The organism is Streptomyces sp. LE64 (genome assembly GCF_052606915.1).
Map to the genome: position 1 here is coordinate 4960437 of NZ_CP199708.1, position 18394 is coordinate 4978830.

At 71.6% G+C, this 18394-nt stretch carries 23 protein-coding genes and 3 pseudogenes; 16 read left to right on the forward strand and 10 right to left on the reverse strand.

The genetic code is table 11. The annotated features are described in order from the left end of the window. Positions 1–410: 410 nt before the first annotated feature. The 14 genes and pseudogenes from ACSMX9_RS22420 to ACSMX9_RS22485 all read left to right on the forward strand — a co-directional run. Positions 411–1007, forward strand: coding sequence for a hypothetical protein (locus ACSMX9_RS22420; protein WP_445396390.1), 597 nt, complete (start codon positions 411–413; stop codon positions 1005–1007). A 571-nt stretch (positions 1008–1578) separates the two neighbouring features. Next, positions 1579–2007 carry a 30S ribosomal protein S16 gene (rpsP, locus tag ACSMX9_RS22425; protein ID WP_445396392.1) on the forward strand — a complete coding sequence of 143 codons (429 nt, stop codon included), beginning with the start codon at positions 1579–1581 and terminating at the stop codon, positions 2005–2007. A gap of 4 nt (positions 2008–2011) precedes the next feature. Further along, complete coding sequence (locus ACSMX9_RS22430; RefSeq protein WP_040247777.1) at positions 2012–2248, forward strand: RNA-binding protein; 237 nt, start codon at positions 2012–2014, stop codon at positions 2246–2248. A 181-nt stretch (positions 2249–2429) separates the two neighbouring features. Continuing rightward, positions 2430–3008: a ribosome maturation factor RimM gene (gene rimM / locus ACSMX9_RS22435; protein ID WP_445396394.1), complete on the forward strand. Its 579-nt coding sequence runs from the start codon at positions 2430–2432 to the stop codon at positions 3006–3008. Further along, entirely contained in the window at positions 3008–3829 is an 822-nt protein-coding gene (gene trmD, locus ACSMX9_RS22440) for a tRNA (guanosine(37)-N1)-methyltransferase TrmD (protein WP_445396396.1), read from the forward strand. The genes rimM and trmD overlap by 1 nt, the downstream gene beginning before the upstream one ends. 135 nt (positions 3830–3964) lie before the next feature. Beyond that, positions 3965–4315, forward strand: coding sequence for a 50S ribosomal protein L19 (rplS, locus tag ACSMX9_RS22445; RefSeq protein WP_351248863.1), 351 nt, complete (start codon positions 3965–3967; stop codon positions 4313–4315). 127 nt (positions 4316–4442) lie between these two features. Beyond that, the gene (gene lepB, locus ACSMX9_RS22450; protein ID WP_445396398.1) at positions 4443–5222 is read left to right on the forward strand and encodes a signal peptidase I; all 780 of its coding nucleotides are present in this window, start codon (positions 4443–4445) and stop codon (positions 5220–5222) included. Continuing rightward, a complete protein-coding gene (gene lepB / locus ACSMX9_RS22455) occupies positions 5215–6297 on the forward strand; it encodes a signal peptidase I (protein WP_445396400.1) in 1083 nt (360 codons plus the stop codon). The genes lepB (ACSMX9_RS22450) and lepB (ACSMX9_RS22455) overlap by 8 nt, the downstream gene beginning before the upstream one ends. Next, positions 6197–7171 carry a signal peptidase I gene (gene lepB / locus ACSMX9_RS22460; protein ID WP_445396402.1) on the forward strand — a complete coding sequence of 325 codons (975 nt, stop codon included), beginning with the start codon at positions 6197–6199 and terminating at the stop codon, positions 7169–7171. The genes lepB (ACSMX9_RS22455) and lepB (ACSMX9_RS22460) overlap by 101 nt, the downstream gene beginning before the upstream one ends. 166 nt (positions 7172–7337) lie before the next feature. Beyond that, entirely contained in the window at positions 7338–8087 is a 750-nt protein-coding gene (lepB, locus tag ACSMX9_RS22465; RefSeq protein ID WP_445396404.1) for a signal peptidase I, read from the forward strand. Positions 8088–8149: 62 nt separating this feature from the next. Beyond that, a complete protein-coding gene (locus ACSMX9_RS22470; protein WP_445396406.1) occupies positions 8150–8686 on the forward strand; it encodes an NUDIX hydrolase in 537 nt (178 codons plus the stop codon). 55 nt (positions 8687–8741) lie between these two features. Continuing rightward, positions 8742–9050: a DUF2469 domain-containing protein gene (locus ACSMX9_RS22475; RefSeq protein ID WP_073793326.1), complete on the forward strand. Its 309-nt coding sequence runs from the start codon at positions 8742–8744 to the stop codon at positions 9048–9050. A gap of 176 nt (positions 9051–9226) precedes the next feature. Continuing rightward, positions 9227–9589, forward strand: a complete 363-nt coding sequence (locus tag ACSMX9_RS22480; protein WP_351248852.1) for a YraN family protein — start codon at positions 9227–9229, stop codon at positions 9587–9589. Next, positions 9589–10575 (forward strand): annotated as a pseudogene (locus ACSMX9_RS22485) (YifB family Mg chelatase-like AAA ATPase); the annotation flags it as partial. The gene ACSMX9_RS22480 and the pseudogene ACSMX9_RS22485, both read left to right, overlap by 1 nt. Before the next feature lie 628 nt (positions 10576–11203). Here the strand turns inward: ACSMX9_RS22485 and ACSMX9_RS22490 are convergent. The 3 genes from ACSMX9_RS22490 to ACSMX9_RS22500 are packed head-to-tail and all read right to left on the reverse strand — an operon-like array spanning position 11204 to position 11855. Next, entirely contained in the window at positions 11204–11452 is a 249-nt protein-coding gene (locus ACSMX9_RS22490) for a hypothetical protein (RefSeq protein ID WP_445396408.1), read from the reverse strand. Further along, on the reverse strand, positions 11449–11571 hold the full coding sequence (locus ACSMX9_RS22495; RefSeq protein ID WP_445396410.1) for a hypothetical protein: 123 nt from the start codon (positions 11569–11571) through the stop codon (positions 11449–11451). The genes ACSMX9_RS22490 and ACSMX9_RS22495 overlap by 4 nt, the downstream gene beginning before the upstream one ends. After that, positions 11568–11855, reverse strand: a complete 288-nt coding sequence (locus ACSMX9_RS22500; RefSeq protein WP_445396412.1) for a hypothetical protein — start codon at positions 11853–11855, stop codon at positions 11568–11570. The genes ACSMX9_RS22495 and ACSMX9_RS22500 overlap by 4 nt, the downstream gene beginning before the upstream one ends. A 225-nt stretch (positions 11856–12080) precedes the next feature. On the opposite strand from ACSMX9_RS22500, the gene ACSMX9_RS22505 reads away from it, so the two are divergent. Continuing rightward, on the forward strand, positions 12081–12953 hold the full coding sequence (locus ACSMX9_RS22505; protein ID WP_445396414.1) for a helix-turn-helix domain-containing protein: 873 nt from the start codon (positions 12081–12083) through the stop codon (positions 12951–12953). A gap of 16 nt (positions 12954–12969) precedes the next feature. After that, on the forward strand, positions 12970–13098 hold the full coding sequence (locus ACSMX9_RS22510; protein ID WP_445396416.1) for a DUF397 domain-containing protein: 129 nt from the start codon (positions 12970–12972) through the stop codon (positions 13096–13098). 62 nt (positions 13099–13160) lie between these two features. Here ACSMX9_RS22510 and ACSMX9_RS22515 read toward each other — a convergent pair whose 3' ends face one another. The 7 genes and pseudogenes from ACSMX9_RS22515 to ACSMX9_RS22545 form a co-directional block, all read right to left on the reverse strand. After that, positions 13161–13436 carry a hypothetical protein gene (locus tag ACSMX9_RS22515; RefSeq protein ID WP_445396418.1) on the reverse strand — a complete coding sequence of 92 codons (276 nt, stop codon included), beginning with the start codon at positions 13434–13436 and terminating at the stop codon, positions 13161–13163. Beyond that, a complete protein-coding gene (locus tag ACSMX9_RS22520; RefSeq protein WP_445396420.1) occupies positions 13433–13672 on the reverse strand; it encodes a hypothetical protein in 240 nt (79 codons plus the stop codon). The genes ACSMX9_RS22515 and ACSMX9_RS22520 overlap by 4 nt, the downstream gene beginning before the upstream one ends. 98 nt (positions 13673–13770) lie before the next feature. Beyond that, positions 13771–14013: pseudogene (locus ACSMX9_RS22525) on the reverse strand (peptidoglycan-binding protein); the annotation flags it as partial. 96 nt (positions 14014–14109) lie between these two features. Continuing rightward, positions 14110–14538 (reverse strand): annotated as a pseudogene (locus ACSMX9_RS22530) (N-acetylmuramoyl-L-alanine amidase); the annotation flags it as partial. A 65-nt stretch (positions 14539–14603) separates the two neighbouring features. Continuing rightward, entirely contained in the window at positions 14604–16532 is a 1929-nt protein-coding gene (locus ACSMX9_RS22535) for a right-handed parallel beta-helix repeat-containing protein (protein WP_445396422.1), read from the reverse strand. A gap of 27 nt (positions 16533–16559) precedes the next feature. After that, positions 16560–17291, reverse strand: a complete 732-nt coding sequence (locus ACSMX9_RS22540; protein ID WP_445396423.1) for a hypothetical protein — start codon at positions 17289–17291, stop codon at positions 16560–16562. Then, on the reverse strand, positions 17291–18385 hold the full coding sequence (locus tag ACSMX9_RS22545; RefSeq protein ID WP_445396425.1) for a hypothetical protein: 1095 nt from the start codon (positions 18383–18385) through the stop codon (positions 17291–17293). Before ACSMX9_RS22545 ends, ACSMX9_RS22540 begins: the two co-directional genes overlap by 1 nt. Between the last annotated feature and the right edge of the window lie 9 nt (positions 18386–18394).

The window sequence follows — 18394 nt, forward strand, 5'->3', positions numbered from 1 at the left end:
GCCGGGACGACGCGGGGCGGTGGGCGCGAGGGCGCCCGCCGCCCCTGGCGTTTCCCCGCCGCCCCAAGCGCGCGTGGTCGGCGGCGAGTTGGCCGCCCGATAGGCTGGAGCTAGCAGCCCCTCCCGATGCCACCGCATGCCGACCGCGCGGTCCGCACCTGCCCGGGGCACGTGCGGCACGGCCGAAAGGGATCGGTGCCCGACACCGGGGGAGCCGGTGGGCCGCCCTGGGCGCGGGCTGCTGCCGGTGCCCGCTTCTTCCTACATATCCGCAGATCAGCGCACCCGGTGGGGTCCCTGTGGATCAGCTATGGAAGAACCACAGAACAGTGCAAACTGACGGGTACGTGCAAAATATTTGCGATGGCCCGGAATAGGAACACAGAGGCACTCCGGCTCGTTGTCACGACGTGAGCACGACACCACCAGTTCTCGCCGCAGAGCTGGCAGCCGCGTGGGCCGACATTCAGCGGTACCACCCCGAGCTGCCGAATCTGGCCGCGCCCGAATCCCTGATCGGAGAGTCGTCGTCCGCCTGCGGGCACGCCCTCTCCTTCGAGCGACTCCTCCACGAGGCAGTCCACGGCATCGCCGCCGCACGAGGTGTCCGCGACACCTCGCGCGCCGGCCGCTACCACAACCGCAGGTTCCTCGCGATCGCCGAGGAGCTGGGTCTCGACCATCCGGACGAACCGCATCCGAGCAGCGGCTTCTCCCTGGTCACCCTGAACGCCGAGGCCAAGAAGCGGTACCGCTCGACCATCGAACGCCTCCAGCGCGCCCTCAAGGCGCACACGGCGGCGACCGAGTCCAACAACGTGGCCCGCACCTTCCGCGGTCCGGCAGCCCGGCACGGCTCCTCCGGGGGCGGGGTCCGGGTCAAGGCGGTGTGCGACTGCGGACGCAACGTCCGGGTGGTCCCGTCGGTCCTCGCGCAGGCGCCGATCGTCTGCGGGGGGTGCGGGAAGCCGTTCCGCATCCCCGAACCCGTGGCAGTGGCCGGCTGACGGTCACGGCGACGGAATGAGGGCGGACCGCGCAGCCGGCGAGCGCCGGGCGGGACCGTTCGGAGTGCGGGACGGACGACGCGTGACGTGGGGGCGTCACCCGGGACGTCACCGGACTCCGACTCGACGCAGGGGGCGTCGGGGCTCAGCGAGGGGGACCACCACAGATTTCGGCGTGCGACGCACGGGTCGGCGATCGGCCAGGACGGCCGACCCGACCGCCGCGCGACCGCGGCGGGGACGGGCGATCAGGCGCCCGCCCGCCGGGCCGCCCGCGAGGGCCGCGGGCGGCCGGCAACACCGAGCAGTCAGCACGCGGCGCCGAGGGCGCCGGGGCGCCGGGCGGGAGCCGCACCGGCCCCGGCGGCAGGCGCCGACAGCACCCGTGCGGGGGCGTCCGGACACGTTTCGGGCGCCCCCGTCCCATGTGGCACAATGACTAGCTGTACTCGACGGCCGCACAGGACCCCTCTCTCCTCCGGCTGACGCGTCCATCGGGCATCTCGGGTACCGCAACCCCACGTGGCATCCCGCCCGTGCCCACCCGTCAAGACCAGGAGACACCACTCCCGTGGCAGTCAAGATCAAGCTGAAGCGTCTGGGCAAGATCCGTTCGCCTCACTACCGCATCGTCGTCGCCGACTCCCGCACCCGCCGTGACGGCCGGGCCATCGAGGAGATCGGCCTGTACCACCCGGTGCAGAACCCGTCGCGCATCGAGGTCGACGCCGAGCGCGTCGCCTACTGGCTGGGCGTCGGCGCGCAGCCGACCGAGCCCGTCCTCGCGATCCTGAAGAAGACCGGCGACTGGCAGAAGTTCAAGGGCGAGCCCGCCCCGGCGCCGCTGCTCGTGGCCGAGCCGAAGGCCGCCCGTCCCTCCTTCGACTCCCTCGGTGGCGAGTCGGACGGCAAGGGCGAGGCCATCACGCAGAAGAAGAAGGCTGACAAGGCTGAGAAGAAGGACGAGGCCGCGGCCGAGTCTGAGTCGACCGAGGGCTGACGAGATGCTTGAGGAGGCTCTTGAGCACCTCGTGAAGGGCATCGTCGACAATCCGGACGACGTGCAGGTCGCCTCGCGCAACCTGCGCCGCGGACGCGTCCTCGAGGTGCGGGTGCACCCCGACGACCTCGGCAAGGTGATCGGCCGCAACGGCCGCACCGCGCGCGCCCTGCGGACCGTCGTGGGCGCCATCGGCGGCCGTGGCATCCGCGTCGACCTCGTCGACGTCGACCAGGTCTGATCCGTCCGAGGAGCGCATCCGCCCCCGCACCGCCGGGGCGCGGATGCGCCCGGACGGCTCTCCCAGTGACGGCTGAAGTGTTGGGGCCGGGGGTGGACAACCCCCGGCCCCAGTGCGTTCCCGCACGCCACCGCTTCCGTCCCGCTGTTCCCGCTCGTTCCCCCGTCAGGAGACCAGACACGTGCAGCTCGTAGTCGCGCGGATCGGCCGCGCCCACGGCATCAAGGGCGAGGTCACCGTGGAGGTGCGCACCGACGAACCGGAACTGCGGCTCGCTCCCGGTGCCGTCCTCGCCACCGACCCGGCCGCCACGGGCCCCCTCACCATCGAGACCGGCCGGGTGCACAGCGGCCGACTGCTGCTGCGCTTCGCCGGCGTGCGCGACCGCAGCGCCGCGGAGGCGCTGCGCAACACCCTGCTCATCGCCGAGGTCGACCCCGAAGAGCGCCCCGACGAGCCGGACGAGTACTACGACCACCAGCTGATGGACCTCGACGTCGTCACCACCGACGGCACCCCCATCGGTCGGATCACCGAGATCTCGCACCTGCCCTCGCAGGACCTGTTCATCGTGGAGCGACCCGACGGCGACGAGGTGTTGATCCCCTTCGTCGAGGAGATCGTCGTGGAGATCGACCTCGACGCCCAGCGCGCCGTCGTCGATCCGCCCCCGGGTCTCGTCGACGAACGGGCGGAGGTCGCCTCCAGTCGTGAGGCCCGGTCGGGGGAAGCCCCCGGCGGACCGGACGGCGGCGCCTGATGCGGCTCGACGTCGTCACGATCTTCCCCGAGTACCTCGACCCGCTGAACGTCTCCCTGGTGGGCAAGGCGCGCGCCCACGGCCGGCTGGGTGTGCACGTCCACGACCTGCGGCAGTGGACCCGCGACCGACACCACACCGTCGACGACACCCCCTACGGCGGCGGTCCCGGCATGGTCATGAAGACCGAGCCCTGGGGCGAGGCCCTGGACCAGGTCATCGCGGACGGCTACGAGTCCGGGGCCCACCGTCCCGCCCTCGTCGTGCCCACCCCCAGCGGACGGCCCTTCACCCAGGAACTCGCCGTCGAACTCTCCGCCCGGCCCTGGCTGCTCTTCGCCCCCGCCCGCTACGAGGGCATCGACCGACGGGTCACCGAGGAGTACGCCACCCGGATGCCCGTGTACGAGGTGTCCATCGGCGACTACGTCCTCGCCGGAGGGGAGGCGGCCGTCCTGGTCGTCACCGAGGCCGTCGCCCGACTGCTGCCCGGCGTGCTCGGCAACGCCGAGTCCCACCGCGACGACTCCTTCGCCCCCGGTGCCATGGCCGACCTGCTCGAAGGGCCCGTCTACACCAAGCCCCCGAACTGGCGCGGGCGCGACATCCCCGAGGTGCTGCTCAGCGGCCACCACGGCAGGATCGCCCGCTGGCGCCGTGACCAGGCACTGGACCGCACCACCCGCAACCGGCCGGACCTGATCGAGCGTGCGGACCCCGCCGCCTTCGACAAGAAGGACCGCGAAACCCTCTCGATCCTCGGCTGGGCCCCGGGCCCCGACGGTCGATTTGGGCGGACCGCGCCGGACGTGGAAGAATAGGCCGCTGTCGTCCGCCGCTCGGCGTGCGCCCCTGCCACAGGGGGACACGACGCCCGCCCCCGCGGGTACGACACCACCATCACCTCCCGAGAGTTCCGCCGATGACCTGTGGCATGGGCGAGGAAGCAGACGATCATGTCCCACCTGCTCGACACCGTCGACAGCGCGTCGCTGCGCAGCGACATCCCGGCCTTCCGCCCGGGTGACACCGTCAACGTCCACGTGCGCGTCATCGAGGGCAACCGCTCCCGTGTGCAGCAGTTCAAGGGCGTCGTCATCCGCCGTCAGGGCTCCGGTGTCCGCGAGACCTTCACGGTCCGCAAGGTCTCCTTCTCGGTCGGCGTCGAGCGCACCTTCCCGGTGCACACCCCGATCGTCGAGAAGATCGAGCTCGTCACCCGCGGTGACGTGCGCCGTGCCAAGCTGTACTACCTCCGTGACCTGCGCGGCAAGGCTGCGAAGATCAAGGAGAAGCGCGACAACTGAGCCGCTCGGCTCCCGCTCGCACGGCTTCCCGGCCGGCGCCGCAGGCGTCCGGCAGGGACCGGGTGACGGGTGTCACGGCCGCATGCGCCCGCGGGTTCTCATCGGTGCCGGATACCATCGGGCACCGATGGACACCGCAGCCCAGCGATCGGAACGCGACCGTTCCCCCCACCGACCGGCCACCGGACCCGTTCCGGAGCCGGAGGACCCGGGGGAGCGGTCGCGTTCCGTTTCCCCCGAACCCGTCGACCCCCCGGGTGCTCCCGCCCCAGAGGCCGAAGGGACAGGACCCGGCGACCGCCGCCCACCGCTCGCCGAGTGGCTGCCCGGCGGCCGGCTCACCCTCGCCGTGCTGATCCTGTTGGCCCTCCTGCTGCTGGTCACCACCTTCGTCCTGAAGCCCTTCGCGATCCCCAGCTCCTCCATGGAGCCCGGATTGCGCTCCGGGGACCGCGTCCTCGTCAACAAGTTGGCCTACCTGGGCTCGGAGCCGCAGCGCGGGGACGTGGTCGTCTTCGACGGCACCGGGTACTTCGGCGACGCCGACTACATCAAGCGGGTCATCGGCACCGGGGGCGACCGCGTCGTCTGCTGCGACCGGACGGGTCGGATCGAGGTCAACGGCCGGGCCGTGGACGAGCCCTACCTCCGTCCCGGCGACCGCCCCTCCCGGGTCCCCTTCGACGTGGTCGTGCCGCCCGAGCGGCTCTTCCTGCTCGGTGACCACCGCTCGGCCTCCAGCGACTCCCGCGACCACCTCGGGCGCCCCGGCGGCGGCATGGTCCCGCAGGACGCGGTGATCGGGCGGGCCGAGTGGATCACCTGGCCGTTCGACCGGCTCACCGGAATCGACCGCCCGGACGGTTTCGCCCGGGTGCCCGCCCCGGCCGGCGACGGCCATGGGTAGACGGGGCCGCCCCCGCCGCGGCCCGGACGGCGACCCCCCGATACCCACCGGGCCGGGGGCGCCCGGCCCCGGCCGCGCCGAGCGGCGCCGGCTCGCCCGCAAGGTGCAGCGCCGTCGCCGTCGCTCCGCCCTCCGGGAGATACCGCTGCTGCTGGGGGCGGCGGCGTTGATCGCCCTGGTCCTGAAGACCTTCCTGGTCCAGGCGTTCGTCATCCCGTCCGGTTCCATGGAGCAGACCATCCGGATCGGGGACCGGGTGCTGGTCGACAAACTGACGCCCTGGTTCGGCGGCACCCCCGAACGCGGGGACGTCGTCGTGTTCGAGGACCCCGGGGGCTGGTTGGCCGACGAGGCGCCGCCCCCGGACGACGACCCGGTCGTCGTCAAACAGGTCAAGCGGGCCCTCGGCTGGATCGGACTGCTGCCCTCCAGCGACCAACAGGACCTGATCAAGCGGGTGGTCGCCATCGGAGGGGACACGGTGGTGTGCTGCGACGCGGACGGTCGGATCACCGTCAACGGCGCACCGCTCGACGAGCCCTATGTGAAGCCGGGGAACAAACCCTCCGAAATGACGTTCGAAGTGAAGGTTCCGCCGGGACGCCTGTGGGTCATGGGCGACCACCGCGCCAACTCCGCGGACTCCCGCTACCACCGTGCCGGCCCCGGCGACGGCACGATCCCGCAGGAGAGCGTGGTGGGTCGTGCCCTGGTCATCGCCTGGCCGGTCGGCAACTGGCGACGCCTGGCCGAACCGGGCGCCTTCGCCTCGGTGCCCGATCCGCCCGCGGCCTCCGGCGGCGACCGGGCCGGCGGCGGCACGGTGCCCGTACAGCCCGCGTCGCATAGGGTGTCCACCGCGGATCACAACGGAATGATCCCCCTCCCGACCCCTGCGGAACTCCCGCTCGTTATGGGAGTGATGGGCCTGCACCACGGATGGGGCGGGCACCGGTACGGACTGAGGAGTGGATGTGGGGGATGTGGCGGTCGGCGCACGTTCCGGTCACGGGGGCCCCGAGGAGCGCCCCGAGCGCTCGGGCGGACTCCCGCCGGCGGGCGCCCCGGGAGCTGAACCCACGGCGCAGCAGGACGGCGGGCCCGAGGGCGAGGAACTGACGGAGGGGACCGGAGGGCGCCGCGGTGGTCCGAAGAAGCAGCGTTCCTTCTGGAAGGAACTGCCCCTGCTCATCGGCATCGCCCTGGTGCTGGCACTGGTGATCAAGACCTTCCTGGTGCAGGCGTTCTCCATCCCCTCGGCGTCCATGCAGAACACCCTCCAGGAGGGCGACCGGGTCCTGGTGGACAAGCTGACGCCGTGGTTCGGTTCCGAACCGGAGCGCGGCGAGGTCATCGTCTTCCACGACCCCGCCGGCTGGCTGGACGGCGAGCCCATCCCGCAGGCCAACTTCCTCCAGACCTGGCTGGGCAGGATCGGCCTGATGCCCTCCGTCGAGGAGAAGGACCTGATCAAGCGGGTCATCGGCGTCGCCGGCGACACCGTCGAGTGCAAGGGCACCGGCCCCCTCCTGCTCAACGGCAAGCCCCTGGACGAGCCCTACGTCTTCCCCGGCAACACCCCGTGCAGCGTGGACGAGGGCGGCGGCCAGTTCAAGAAGAAGGTGCCCGAGGGCAAGGTGTGGGTCATGGGCGACCACCGCCAGGACTCCCTCGACTCCCGCTACCACCAGCAGGACGAGAACCAGGGCTTCGTCCCGGTCAAGGAGGTCGTCGGTCGCGCCGTGGTGATCGCCTGGCCCCCCAGCCGCTGGTCCACGCTCCCGGTCCCCGAGACCTTCGACCAGCCCCATCTGAGCGCCGCCCTCGGCGCGGCCCCCGGCGCGCTGGGTCTCGCCGCTGCGCTGCCGATCGTCCTCTGGCGCCGCAGGGCGGCTGCCCGACGGTCCGCCGTCGGACCTCAGGCAGCGGCCCGACGGTCCGCTGTCTGAGTTCCGCTCGATCTCGGGCCCCGGTCACGGCAGTCGCCGTGGCCGGGGCCCGAGGCACGCGGGCCCACGGGCGGCTAGGGTGCCGTCCAGTCGGGCCGACCCGGGGGGCCTGCCGCATCGGTGCGCCAGGACACGGGAGCGGCGCGAACGGCGATCGGGGGCGACCGTGCACGGTGGGGAGCGGACGACGGGCGACAGCGGTCGGACGGCCCGGGACGTCCCGCGCCCGCCCAGGGCCCCCGGCGCCCTGGTCTCCGGCGCGGCAGTAGCCCTCGGCAGCGTGCTGTTCCTCGGCGCGGCAGTCTGGGGCGCCGTGGCCTACCGGCCCTACACCGTGCCCACCCCCTCCATGGCGCCGACCGTCGAGGCCGGGGACCGCCTGCTCGCCCAGCGCATCGACGGGGACCGGGTCCGCCGCGGGGACATCGTCGTCTTCTCCCACCCCGACTGGAGCGACCTGCCGCTGGTCAAACGGGTCGTCGCGGTCGGCGGCGACACGGTCGGCTGCTGTGCGGACGGCCGGCTCACCGTCAACGGAACCGCCCTGGACGAGCCCTACCTTCCCGCCGGCCGTCCGGCCGCGGTCACTTCCCTCCCGTCCACCGTCGTGCCCGCGGGCCGGTTGTTCCTGCTGGGGGACGCCCGGGGCGGCTCCCTGGACTCGGCCGCCCGGCTGCGGGACGGGGACGGCGGCACGGTGCCGGACGACGCCGTGGTGGCGCGGGTCGACGCGGTCGTCTGGCCGCCCGCGACGCTGGCCCGCCCGGCCGCCTTCGCCGCGCTGCCCGGCGGGGTCTCCGCACCCGGACCGCTGCGCTCCCTGACGGCGTCCGCGTTGGTGGGCGCGGTCCTGGTGTTCGGGGGCGCCGCCCACGGCCCGCTCGCCCGCCGGCTCGCGGCCCGTCGTACGGGGTGACTCCGGCGGCCGGGCGACGGAGCTATACGGTGGCCCCACCGGCAGGGAGGACGGGAACGCGGATGGGCGGAGCACCGAGGGACGCGCGGACCACCGACGAGCCCGCGGAGCCCGGGGCGGAGCCCCGGCGGGTGGCCCGGGTGGTGCTGCTCGACCCGCAGGACCGGGTGCTGCTGCTGCACGGCCATGAGCCCGACGATCCGGCCGAGCGCTGGTGGTTCACCCCCGGCGGGGGCGTGGAGGGCGAGGAGAGCCTGGAGCGGGCCGCGCTGCGGGAACTGGCCGAGGAGACGGGCATCACGGAGGTGGCCCTGGGACCCCTGCTGTGGCGCCGGACCTGCTCGTTCCCCTTCGCCGGCCGCCGCTGGGACCAGGACGAGTGGTACTACCTCGCCCGCACCGCCCAGCAGGCGACCGGGGGGACGGGACTCACCGAACTGGAACGCCGCAGCGTCTCGGGATCACGTTGGTGGACGTGCCGGGAACTGGCCGGTACGCATGAGACGGTGTACCCGACCAAACTCGCCGGGCTGCTGCGCAGGCTGCTCGACGAAGGCCCCCCGGCCGAGCCCGAGGTCCTGGACACCGAAATCGTCTAGGGCCCCGCGGGGCTGGCGCACAATGGGGGGACGCACGGCTGAAGGGGAACATGCCATGAGCGCCGAGGACCTCGAGAAGTACGAGACCGAGATGGAGCTGAAGCTCTACCGGGAGTACCGCGACGTCGTCGGGCTGTTCACGTACGTGATCGAGACCGAGCGGCGCTTCTACCTCACCAACGACTACGAGATGCAGGTGCACTCGGTCCAGGGCGAGGTGTTCTTCGAGGTGACCATGGCGGACGCCTGGGTGTGGGACATGTACCGCCCGGCCCGCTTCGTGAAGCAGGTCCGGGTCCTGACCTTCAAGGACGTCAACATCGAGGAGCTCAACAAGAGCGACCTGGAGCTGCCGGGCAGCTGACCCGGCGGGCGCCCCCGCCGCAGCCGCCCCGGGAACGGCCGACGCCCGGCCAAGCCCCTCCCTCCGCGAAACCCACTCGATCGAGTGACGCGGTTGTCCACAGGCACCGGGTTGTCCACCAAGATCCACGAGATGGCCGTCGCTGCCTCACCGTGGGTCGCGGAGGTGGTGCCGACATGAACGCACGGGGTGCGCTCGGCAGGTACGGGGAGGACGTGGCCGCCCGGCGGCTGACGGAGGAGGGCTGGACGGTCCTGGCGCGCAACTGGCGCTGCGGCCGGGTCGGGGAACTCGACATCGTGGCCCGGGACGGGGACGTCCTCGTGGTCTGCGAGGTGAAGACCCGACGGGAGCACTCCTTCCAGCAACCGTTGGCGGGGGTGACGCCTGAGAAGGCGGAGCGCTTGCGGGAGCTCGCCGACCGCTGGCTCCAGACGCACGGGGGCGTCCCGCCGGGCGGGGTGCGCATCGACGTGTTCGGGGTGCTGCTGCCCCGCCGCGGCGCGCCCCGGGTGGAGCACGTGCGGGGAGCGGTCTGATGGGCTTCGCACGGACGTGCTCGGTGGCGCTGGTGGGCGTCGAAGGGGTCGTGGTCGAGGTCCAGGCCGATCTGGAACCGGGCGTCGCGTCCTTCGCCCTGGTGGGCCTCCCGGACAAGAGCCTGGTCGAGAGCCGGGACCGGGTGCGGGCGGCGGTCTCCAACTCGGGCGCTCCCTGGCCCCAGCGGAAGCTGACGGTCGGGCTCAGCCCGGCTTCGGTGCCCAAGGCCGGCTCGGGCTTCGACCTCGCGGTGGCGAGCGCGGTGCTGGGCGCGGCGGAGTGCATCGACCCGCGGGTCCTGGCGGACCTGGTGATGGTCGGCGAGCTGGGCCTCGACGGTCGGGTGCGCCCGGTGCGGGGCGTTCTGCCGGCGGTGCTGGCGGCGGCGGACGCCGGGTACCGGCAGGTGGTCGTCCCGGAGTGTTCCGCCGCCGAGGCGTCCCTGGTGCCCGGCGTCGCGGTCCTCGGGGTGCGCAGCCTGCGCCAACTCATCGCGGTCCTCACCGACGCACCGGTGCCGGAGGAGGAGCCGGACGACCCGGGCCGTCCGGAGCCGGCGCTCGCCGGGCTCCTGCTGCCCGGGGAGGGCTTCGTCGGCGGACTCACGGCCCGGCCCGGTCACCGGGAGCACCAGCCCGACCTGGCCGATGTGGTCGGTCAGCGCACGGCGCGCACCGCGATGGAGATCGCCGCGGCCGGGGGACACCACGTCTACCTCCAGGGCCCGCCGGGCGCGGGCAAGACGATGCTGGCCGAGCGGCTGCCCACCCTGCTGCCCCCGCTCACCCGTGCCGAGTCGCTGGAGGTCACCGCGATCCACTCGGTGGCCGGTGCGCTGCCCGCGGACCGTCCGCTGGTCGAGCACCCGCCCTACTGCGCCCCGCACCACTCCTCCACCATGCAGGCCCTGGTCGGCGGCGGGCGGGGCACCGCCCGACCGGGAGCGGTTTCCCTCGCTCATCGGGGAGTCCTTTTTCTAGACGAGTGATGTAAAACCAACGCGCGAGAGGCGCAAGGCGAAGCCCCCGTACCAGCACGGTGCGGGGGCTTCGCTGCGATGTAAAAGCGGCGGCGCGTGTTGTCCGCGGCCCCGCTCCGGCGGGGGAGTTGCGGGAGGTGGCCACGGGCGCCGCCGCTGACCAGACCTGAATTTACCGTATCTGGCGGATTTTGTGTGGGGGTTGGTGGAATTTCCGTGCCGCCTTGCATGAGGACGGCGGGGGCGCTACGTTCGTTCTCGGTCCCACGCGAGTGGGAGTCCCCCCGGGCCTGTTTTCGCCAGATCCGGTGGCCTCCGTTCGTGCGGAGCTTGTTTCCGCGCGAGTGGGAATCTCCCCGGGCCTGATGAAGGCAGGTCCGGGGGCCCCGCGTTAGCGGGGGTGGTCCATAGCCCTGCGTTGCCGCTCGGCGAGGGTTCGAGTGTGGTCCCGCGTTAGCGGGAATGGCCCGTCATGCAAGTCCTCCGACTCTGCCTAATTGACGAGGTCTGGACAGATAGTTGTCCCCGCGTGAGCGGGGGTGGTTCGCTTTTCCGTCTCGCCTGCTTCTGGGGCGCGGCGATTGACCCCGCGTCAGCGGGGGTGGGGCCCGACCGAGGTCGGGCCCCTTCGCTTTCACGGGATCTCGGGCGCGCGGCGCAGGTGCGCCCGCAGCTCCGCCGCCCGCCGCCGCTTCAGCACGGCGTACCGCTCCGCCTCCAGTCCGGTGGCGTGGCGGAGGGTCGGCGCGAGCGCTTCCCACGGGTCGCGGCCTGGGTGGACGAGGAGGGCCATCCCGTAGTACAGCGCCCGCACCTGGCCGACCCGGCCCGTCTCGGGGTCGTACGCGATGTCCCCGACCGCGGGCCGGTCCGGGGCCGTCACACCCACTCCACGGCGACCAGCAGCGCCACGAGCATCAGGGACCCCCACGCCAGTACCGCGAGGATGCCGCCCCACAGCTGTCCGTCGACGGTGAACCGCACCCGGCGGTGGCGGTTCACCGGGTGGTCCGGCGCTCGACGGCGGCCCGGGCCGTCAACGCCTCCGCGATGATCTCCGCCGTTCGCCCGTTGCACCACCCCAGGTAGACCAGCGGGGCCCGCTTGCCGTCCTCCAGCACCGACAGGGCGGGGAGGTCGACTCCGGCGGTGCGGGCGGCCAGGGCCAGGCGCTCTACTGCGAGGTCGGCGGCGAAGTCTCCGCCGGGCGGCGGGACGGGGCCGTGCGCGCCCGCACGAATCTCTGCAAGCGGGGGCGGCTCGATCCCGGAAGCGTCGGTGTGCATGTGTCTCCTCGTGTGGGTGATTGTCGCAACTGCGCACTGTCGTCAGGGTGTTGCGGGGACATACGCTGCACGAGTGATGAACCGCGGGCAAGCTTTCAGCGGGCACCCTCACCGAAAGGGCGTCGAACGCGTTCGCGGTCTTTCCCAGGGTGCGGAGAGGTCTTTCCCGGAGAGTGAAAGGGGTTGGCGGGGATGGGTAGATCAGTAGGTATGCAGCATCGCCAGGTGGGGCGGCAGCTTCGCTTACTGCGGGAGCGGGCGGGTGTCACCGTGCGCGCGGCGGCGGCGAAGATTCAGCGGGCGGAGGTGACGATCTGGCGGGCGGAGACCGGGAAGGCGGCTCTGCGTGAGGTCGAGGTGGCGGCGCTGTGCGCGCTCTACGGAGTGCCGCCCCGGAATGTGGACGCCCTGCTGAGCATGGCGCGGGAGCCTCAGGCGGTGCCGGCGTGGCAGGCGTACCGCGAGGATCTGCCGCCGGGCGTCGACCTATACGCCAGTCTGGAAGCGTCCGCCCACCGGATTGACACCTACGAAAGCGATGTGGTCCCCGGGCTGCTCCAGACCGCTGCATATGCCCGGGGGATTGTCCAAATTCACTACCCTGATATGGCGGAGGATGCGGCGGAAAGCCGTGTCCGCTTCAGGATGGAGCGGCAAGCGATCCTGCACCAGGCTTCGCCCCCCACGCTGCGGGTCGCACTGTCTGAGTCTGCCGTGGTGCGACCAGTGGGCGGCCCACTGGTGATGGCGGCTCAACTGGCCCACCTGGTCTACGTATCGGGACTTCCCGGGGTTACCCTTCGAGTGGTACCGCTGGCTGCTGCGCACGTCGGGCTGGTGTCGGGCGCCTTCGTCTCGATGAAGTTTCCCGCGTCCCCGACCGGCGTAGGTGATCAGCCCCCGACCGTGTACGGAGACAACTTCACGGGCGGGTGGCACGTCGACAAGATAGAGGACGTGGAGCGGTACGCAAGGGCTTTCGCGGCGATTTGGTCGGCCGCGCTCAGCCCGGAGGCATCAATTCACAGAATGGCTGAAATCGCACGGAGGTATGGCAATGGACAACACGTGGCGGAAATCGAGCTACTCCACGGGTGAGCTGGTGTGCGTGGAGGTGCGTGCGCACGATGGTCGCGCGGAGTTCCGGGACAGCAAGCGGGTCTGGGGTCCGGTCGTCCCGGTGTCGGCGGACGGCTGGTCCGCGTTCGTGGCCGGTATTCAGGACGGTGCCCTCGCCGAGTAGGGCCCGGGAACACGAAAAGCGCCCCCCGCACCGGCACTTGGCCGGGCGGGGGGCGCCGTGCTTCACGGGCGGGTGGCCATCTGCCACACGGTGAGGATCAGGCCGACCGCGCCCACCAGGGCGGCGATCGACGGGAGCGGCCACCGGGCCCGCTCCAGCGCGGTGACGCGCTCCTCCACGTCGGTCAGGGCGCGGTCGGTCTGGTCGTGGCGCTGCACGACCAGGGCGAGTGACCCGTCCACGCGGGCGAAGCCTTCGCCGATGGCGCCGCGGATTTCAGCGAGTGCGACGGCGACGACGACGGACTCGGGGGCGTCGTCGTGCGGGGGCGGTGTCACGCGGCCCCCTGGTCCTGGTCGTCGTCGACGATGCCGATACCGATCCGGTCGAGTAGCCGCTCCACGGTGGGGAGCTGCATGACCCGGGCGGTGCCGGCGGCGGCGGCGAGGGCTCCGGCCACCCACGGCAGGGTGTCGGGGATGCCGGCCGCGGCGACGATACCGGGGAGGGCGACGGCCAGGGCCACGATGGTCTGGAGGACGGTGCGAACGGTGCGCTTGGTCTGGGGGGTCACGGGGGTGCCTTCCGGGGGTGGGGGCCGGCCCGGCGCGGTGCGCGCGGGCCGGCTGGGCGGGGGGGGGGGGGGGGGGGGGGGGGGGGGGGGGGGGTGGTTCAGGTGAAGAGGCGGCGCCACGTCTCCGGGCCGGGGTAGCCGTCCGCGTCGGCGCCGGTCCAGCCCTGCGCGCGCTGGAAGGCGCGCACCGCGTTGCGGTCGGCGTCGGTCCAGCGGGGGCCGGGGCCGCGGCTGTAGTGCTGGCCGTACCCGCGCTGCACCAGGCGCTCACCGAGCCGGGTCACGTGCGCGTTGACCATGCCGGGGCGGAAGTAGCCGCGGCCGGGGAACGGCGGCGCGGACGGCTTCGGCTTCGGGGCCGGCTTCGGGCTGACGATGGCCGCGGCGCGCTGCACGATGTCGTCGAGCTGCGCGACGATCCGCCGGCCCGGGCAATCGGGGTGGTTGCCCCATGCCTTCCCGCCCATGCCGTGCCATCCCAACCCGCGGTCGGCGGGGCCGGACGCGACCTTCAGGGGCACGCCGTGCTTCTGGTGCGCCCACGCGAGGACGCGCGCGCACGCGTCGAGCTGGGCGGCGGTGAGCGCGTCGCCCCCGTGGCCCTCGTTCTCGACCGACAGCCACGTCCGGTTGCCGTCCGCCTGTGCCCATGCCCGGTCAGCGGTGTCCACCCACTGGCGGAGCGCGCCCGCGCGGGACGTGCCGAAGTGGCTCGACGCCTCCGCGGAGGGGTTGCGGAACCACGCGTCGGTGCCGGTGAGGGTGCCGGCCATGATGTGGACGACGACCCCGCGCACCTCCTCCTGGCCCCCGCGGCGGTAGTTGACGGTGATGGGGCGCCACTCGGCGCCGGGCATGCGTGCCATGGGTGTCTCCAGACGTGGGTGGGGCCCCGGCGCGGTGCGCACCGGGGCCCGGGGGCGAGGGTGGTTCAGGGGGTGATGACGGGGTCATTGCCGTACACGATGGTTCCGGCGGGGACGGACACGGGCCGGCCCCCAGTGATGCGCGTGAGATTCACGTTTGCGTGAGATCCGCCGTTGGTGATGATCAGTCCGTATCCGGCGCCCGATCGGGCCGCGCGGATGAAAGCCTGGTGAATTTGCGGGGCGTCCGCATCGATTCGCATTCCGTCCCCCGAGTATTGGGAGATGACGTTGACGGAGAAGACAAGTCCAGCGGAAAGGGACGCCCCGGCGAGGGTTTCTGCCTGAATGCTGCCGTACCCCACTCCACCGGCAGTCCGCAGAATGTTGTTCGCGACGGTGACGCCCTCGCACTTGTTCTTCCCGGCGGTGATCATAATCCCCGACCGATAGCCGGCGCGTGGCGAAGGGGTGGAGATCACGTTTCCGGAAATGATCGAGTCCCACCAGTCGTACGCGCGAATTCCGTAAACCAGGGAATCGGCGATCGTATTGTTCTCGACGGTGATGCGCTCATACGCGCCGGAGGCGGTGTTGGAGTGCGAGCCGACCAGGAGTCCCCAGGGCCCGCACTGCGGGGACGCCCCTGCGTAGCAGCGGGACACGGTGATATCCGTGCACGTCGTCCCGTCATACGGGAGCGCACCGGAAAGCGACCCGGAATCCACGGCGGCGTCAATCTGAATGGCTTCCGTGGTCTCGGGGGACGTGGGCTTGGGAACGCTCCCCTCGAAACGGCAATTGATCGCATTGCCGATCCTGACAGCGTTGAATTCGATCGCGTGATTGTTCGGCTGATTCAAGAACCGAACGTTCTCCACGGTGATGCGCTCCGCGTGAGCAAACGCCATCGCATTACCCGAGTCTGTGACCGTGGGCGCGCCGCCGTCCCAGGTGCCGCCGGAGATCCGGATGTCCGAATGCCCGGAGTATCCCGCGTTCGATTCGGTGCCGTTGAAATTCTGCACCATGCGGGCCATCAGACCGGGCGCGCGGCGGATCACGGCGGCCCCGTCCGCTTCCACGTCGGTGCCGCCCCGCACGTACAGCACCGGGGCCGGCCACGCGCCGAGGGCGGACGCCATCAGGTAGGTGCCGCGGGACACCCGGACCCGGCCCCCGCCGGCCGCGGCGGCGGCGTCGAGGGCCGCCCGGAAAGCCGGGGCGTCGTCGGTCACTCCGTCGCCGACCGCGCCGAAGGCGCGCACGTGGTACTCGAAGCGGCGGAAGCGGCTCTCGGGGAGCCGGCCGGCGGGGTCGAGATCGGCGACCCCACCCGGGGCGCCCACGGCGGCGGCGGGCACGGCCCCGACATCTGCGGCGGTGTACGCCGGCCGCTGCGCCGGCACGAGCACCCCGGCGGGGTCGAGCTGCGCGACGCCGGCCGGCTCCCCGAGAGCCGCGGCCGGCACCGCGCCGACGTCGACCGCGCCGAGGACGACGGCCGGCCCCTGCTGGCCGTTGACGGACGCGATCGGGCCGGCCGGCCCTTGCGGGCCCACCAGCGACGCGAGCCACTGCGCCGGCGTACCTACGAACCCCTCGCTGACCGCGATCTCATAAGCGGACGCCCCGCGGACGTAGTTGGGGGTGGTGGGGTTCGTGGGCGCCACGTCTGCGAGGTCGACGTGCGGGTGCACCGCGGGCAGCAGCAGGGCGTACGCCCGGTTCGCAGGGACTCCGACCAGCTGTTCCGTCACTGTGTACGTCCACCCCACCGGGTCCATGCCGGGGGCGTCCGTTGCGGGCAGCACCACGGCGATCTGCCCCGTGGGGTCGAGGGGCACCGTCACCGGGCCGGCCAGCATCACGTCCGCGCCGCCGAAGGTCAGCAGCGCGGGGGCCCGGAAGACGACCTGCCCGCGCAGGGGCTCACCGTGCGGCGACAGGTAGCGGGCGGTCACCGTGACGGTCGGAATTCCCTCGGGCAGCATCGCAGCAGTACTCCATTCGTAATCGCATCAGGTAGTAGGCGCCTCAGTTGACGTGAAGGTGTTTCGGGTGTAGACCCCGAGGCAATTCGTCATGATGGTCCCCGTGCCGGACCGGACCGAATGCCGAAGCCGGTAGTTGACGTGGTCCATAAACTTCCTTCGCACGGGCACGGTGATTTCCCGGGTCGTCCACCCGTCGGAATTCGTGGCAGTCCACGATTCGATAATCCCGTCACTGTCCGAGAATTCGACATCGGCAGTGACGCCCGGCGCGCACCACGTTTCGAAACCCGCCCAGAGGACGGCATTCATCAGCCGGCTCGACCCCATCCACGCGGTGGTGGTGGCGGTGCTGGTGGTGGTCTGTGTGGCGGTCGGCTGCATCGGAATGGGCATCGAGGGCCGGCCCAGGAAACCGGGCGCGTACGCGTCGTCCATCACGATGACTTCGCCCCCGCGGGACCACATGCGGATCATCTGCGCTTCGCTGCCGCCCGCGTCATCGCCCACGGTCAGCGCAGACGATCCGTCCTCCCGCGCGAGGGTCACACCCCAGTCGCCCTGGTTGGTCTGGCCGACTCCGAAGGTCCGGGCGCCGCCCGGGGTGCGGACGATGAATTGGCCGCCCTCGCCTACCACCACATCGCCCGCCAAAACCTCATCCAGGGCGGGGCGGATATGTGCGCGCCCCGACAATTGGCGCACCTGCCGTTCCAGGGACCGAATTCGGTCCAGAATGTCACGCGGAATGTTCGCCATTACAGGGACTCCAAATACAGCTGCGCGGTCTCGGGCTGTCCGCGCTCCGGCGGGGAGACCTTCATTCCCACCACGCGATAGCGGGCGTCGAGGGGGCTCGGGTTCAGTAGGTCGCGGATACGGATTCGGACCGTCGACCCCAGCAGGGCGGGGGTGATGTACTCCCCGAGGAGCACCGTGATTTCGGGGATCACGGCCGGTGTGCGGGCCCGGCGGGCGTCCGCGCGGGCCCGGGAGTTCAGCGTCGAGAGATTTTCGACGGTGGTGAAGTCGGATGAGCCGTCAAGGCGTGGCCACCCGTTTTCCATATCGTCCGCGGACACCAGCAAATCCGACATGAGCGGCACAGATTCCGCGGCCTGATTTCGGTTTGTTGATGCGCCCCGCGATTGCCAAACATTCGCCTTGCTTGTCGCGTCGGTGGGCCACGAGTACGACAGAATGGGCCCGGGGTGGTCGAGGACGATATCAGTGCTCCCCGATCGGATGATCGGATGCCCAAGCTGAAGCGTCTTCGTGCGGCGCCCGTCGAAATCGCGATGCGACCGGATATGCCACTCGAACCCGTCATCGAGTTCGGCGAGATCGTCGATCAGTTCGCCGATGGACGGGAGGTCATATCGGCTCGCAGACCAGTCCCGGCGCACCCCCGAAATGTCGGGGGTGTAGGTGATGCCGATATCGCCTCCGGCGGGCCGCTGCATATAGTCGACCAAGCCGCGCACGATATCGAATTGGTCGACCTGATTGGCGATTTGCCCATCGTGCAGGTCTCGGCGGTACAGGTACGACTCCCACGTGCCCGCCTGAATCTGTACGCTGAGCCGGCCGCGGGTGTCGGATACGGTGCGCGCGGTCCACAGCGGCCCGCCCCACCACAGGTCACGGCCCCGCTCCACCCACACCGCGGTTCGCCCCGGGTGGACGGCTGCCCGCACCCGCGCGGCCATATCCGCATTCGGTACGGGGATTGTTCCCGAGAGGGACCCGGGCTTTCCGATGTAGTGGTCCAGGCTCAGCCCGGTGACCGGTAGGGAGTCCAGCAGGGTATCCGGCAGGAGGTCACACAGAAGCACGCGGTACGGAGGGAACACGGGGCCCCC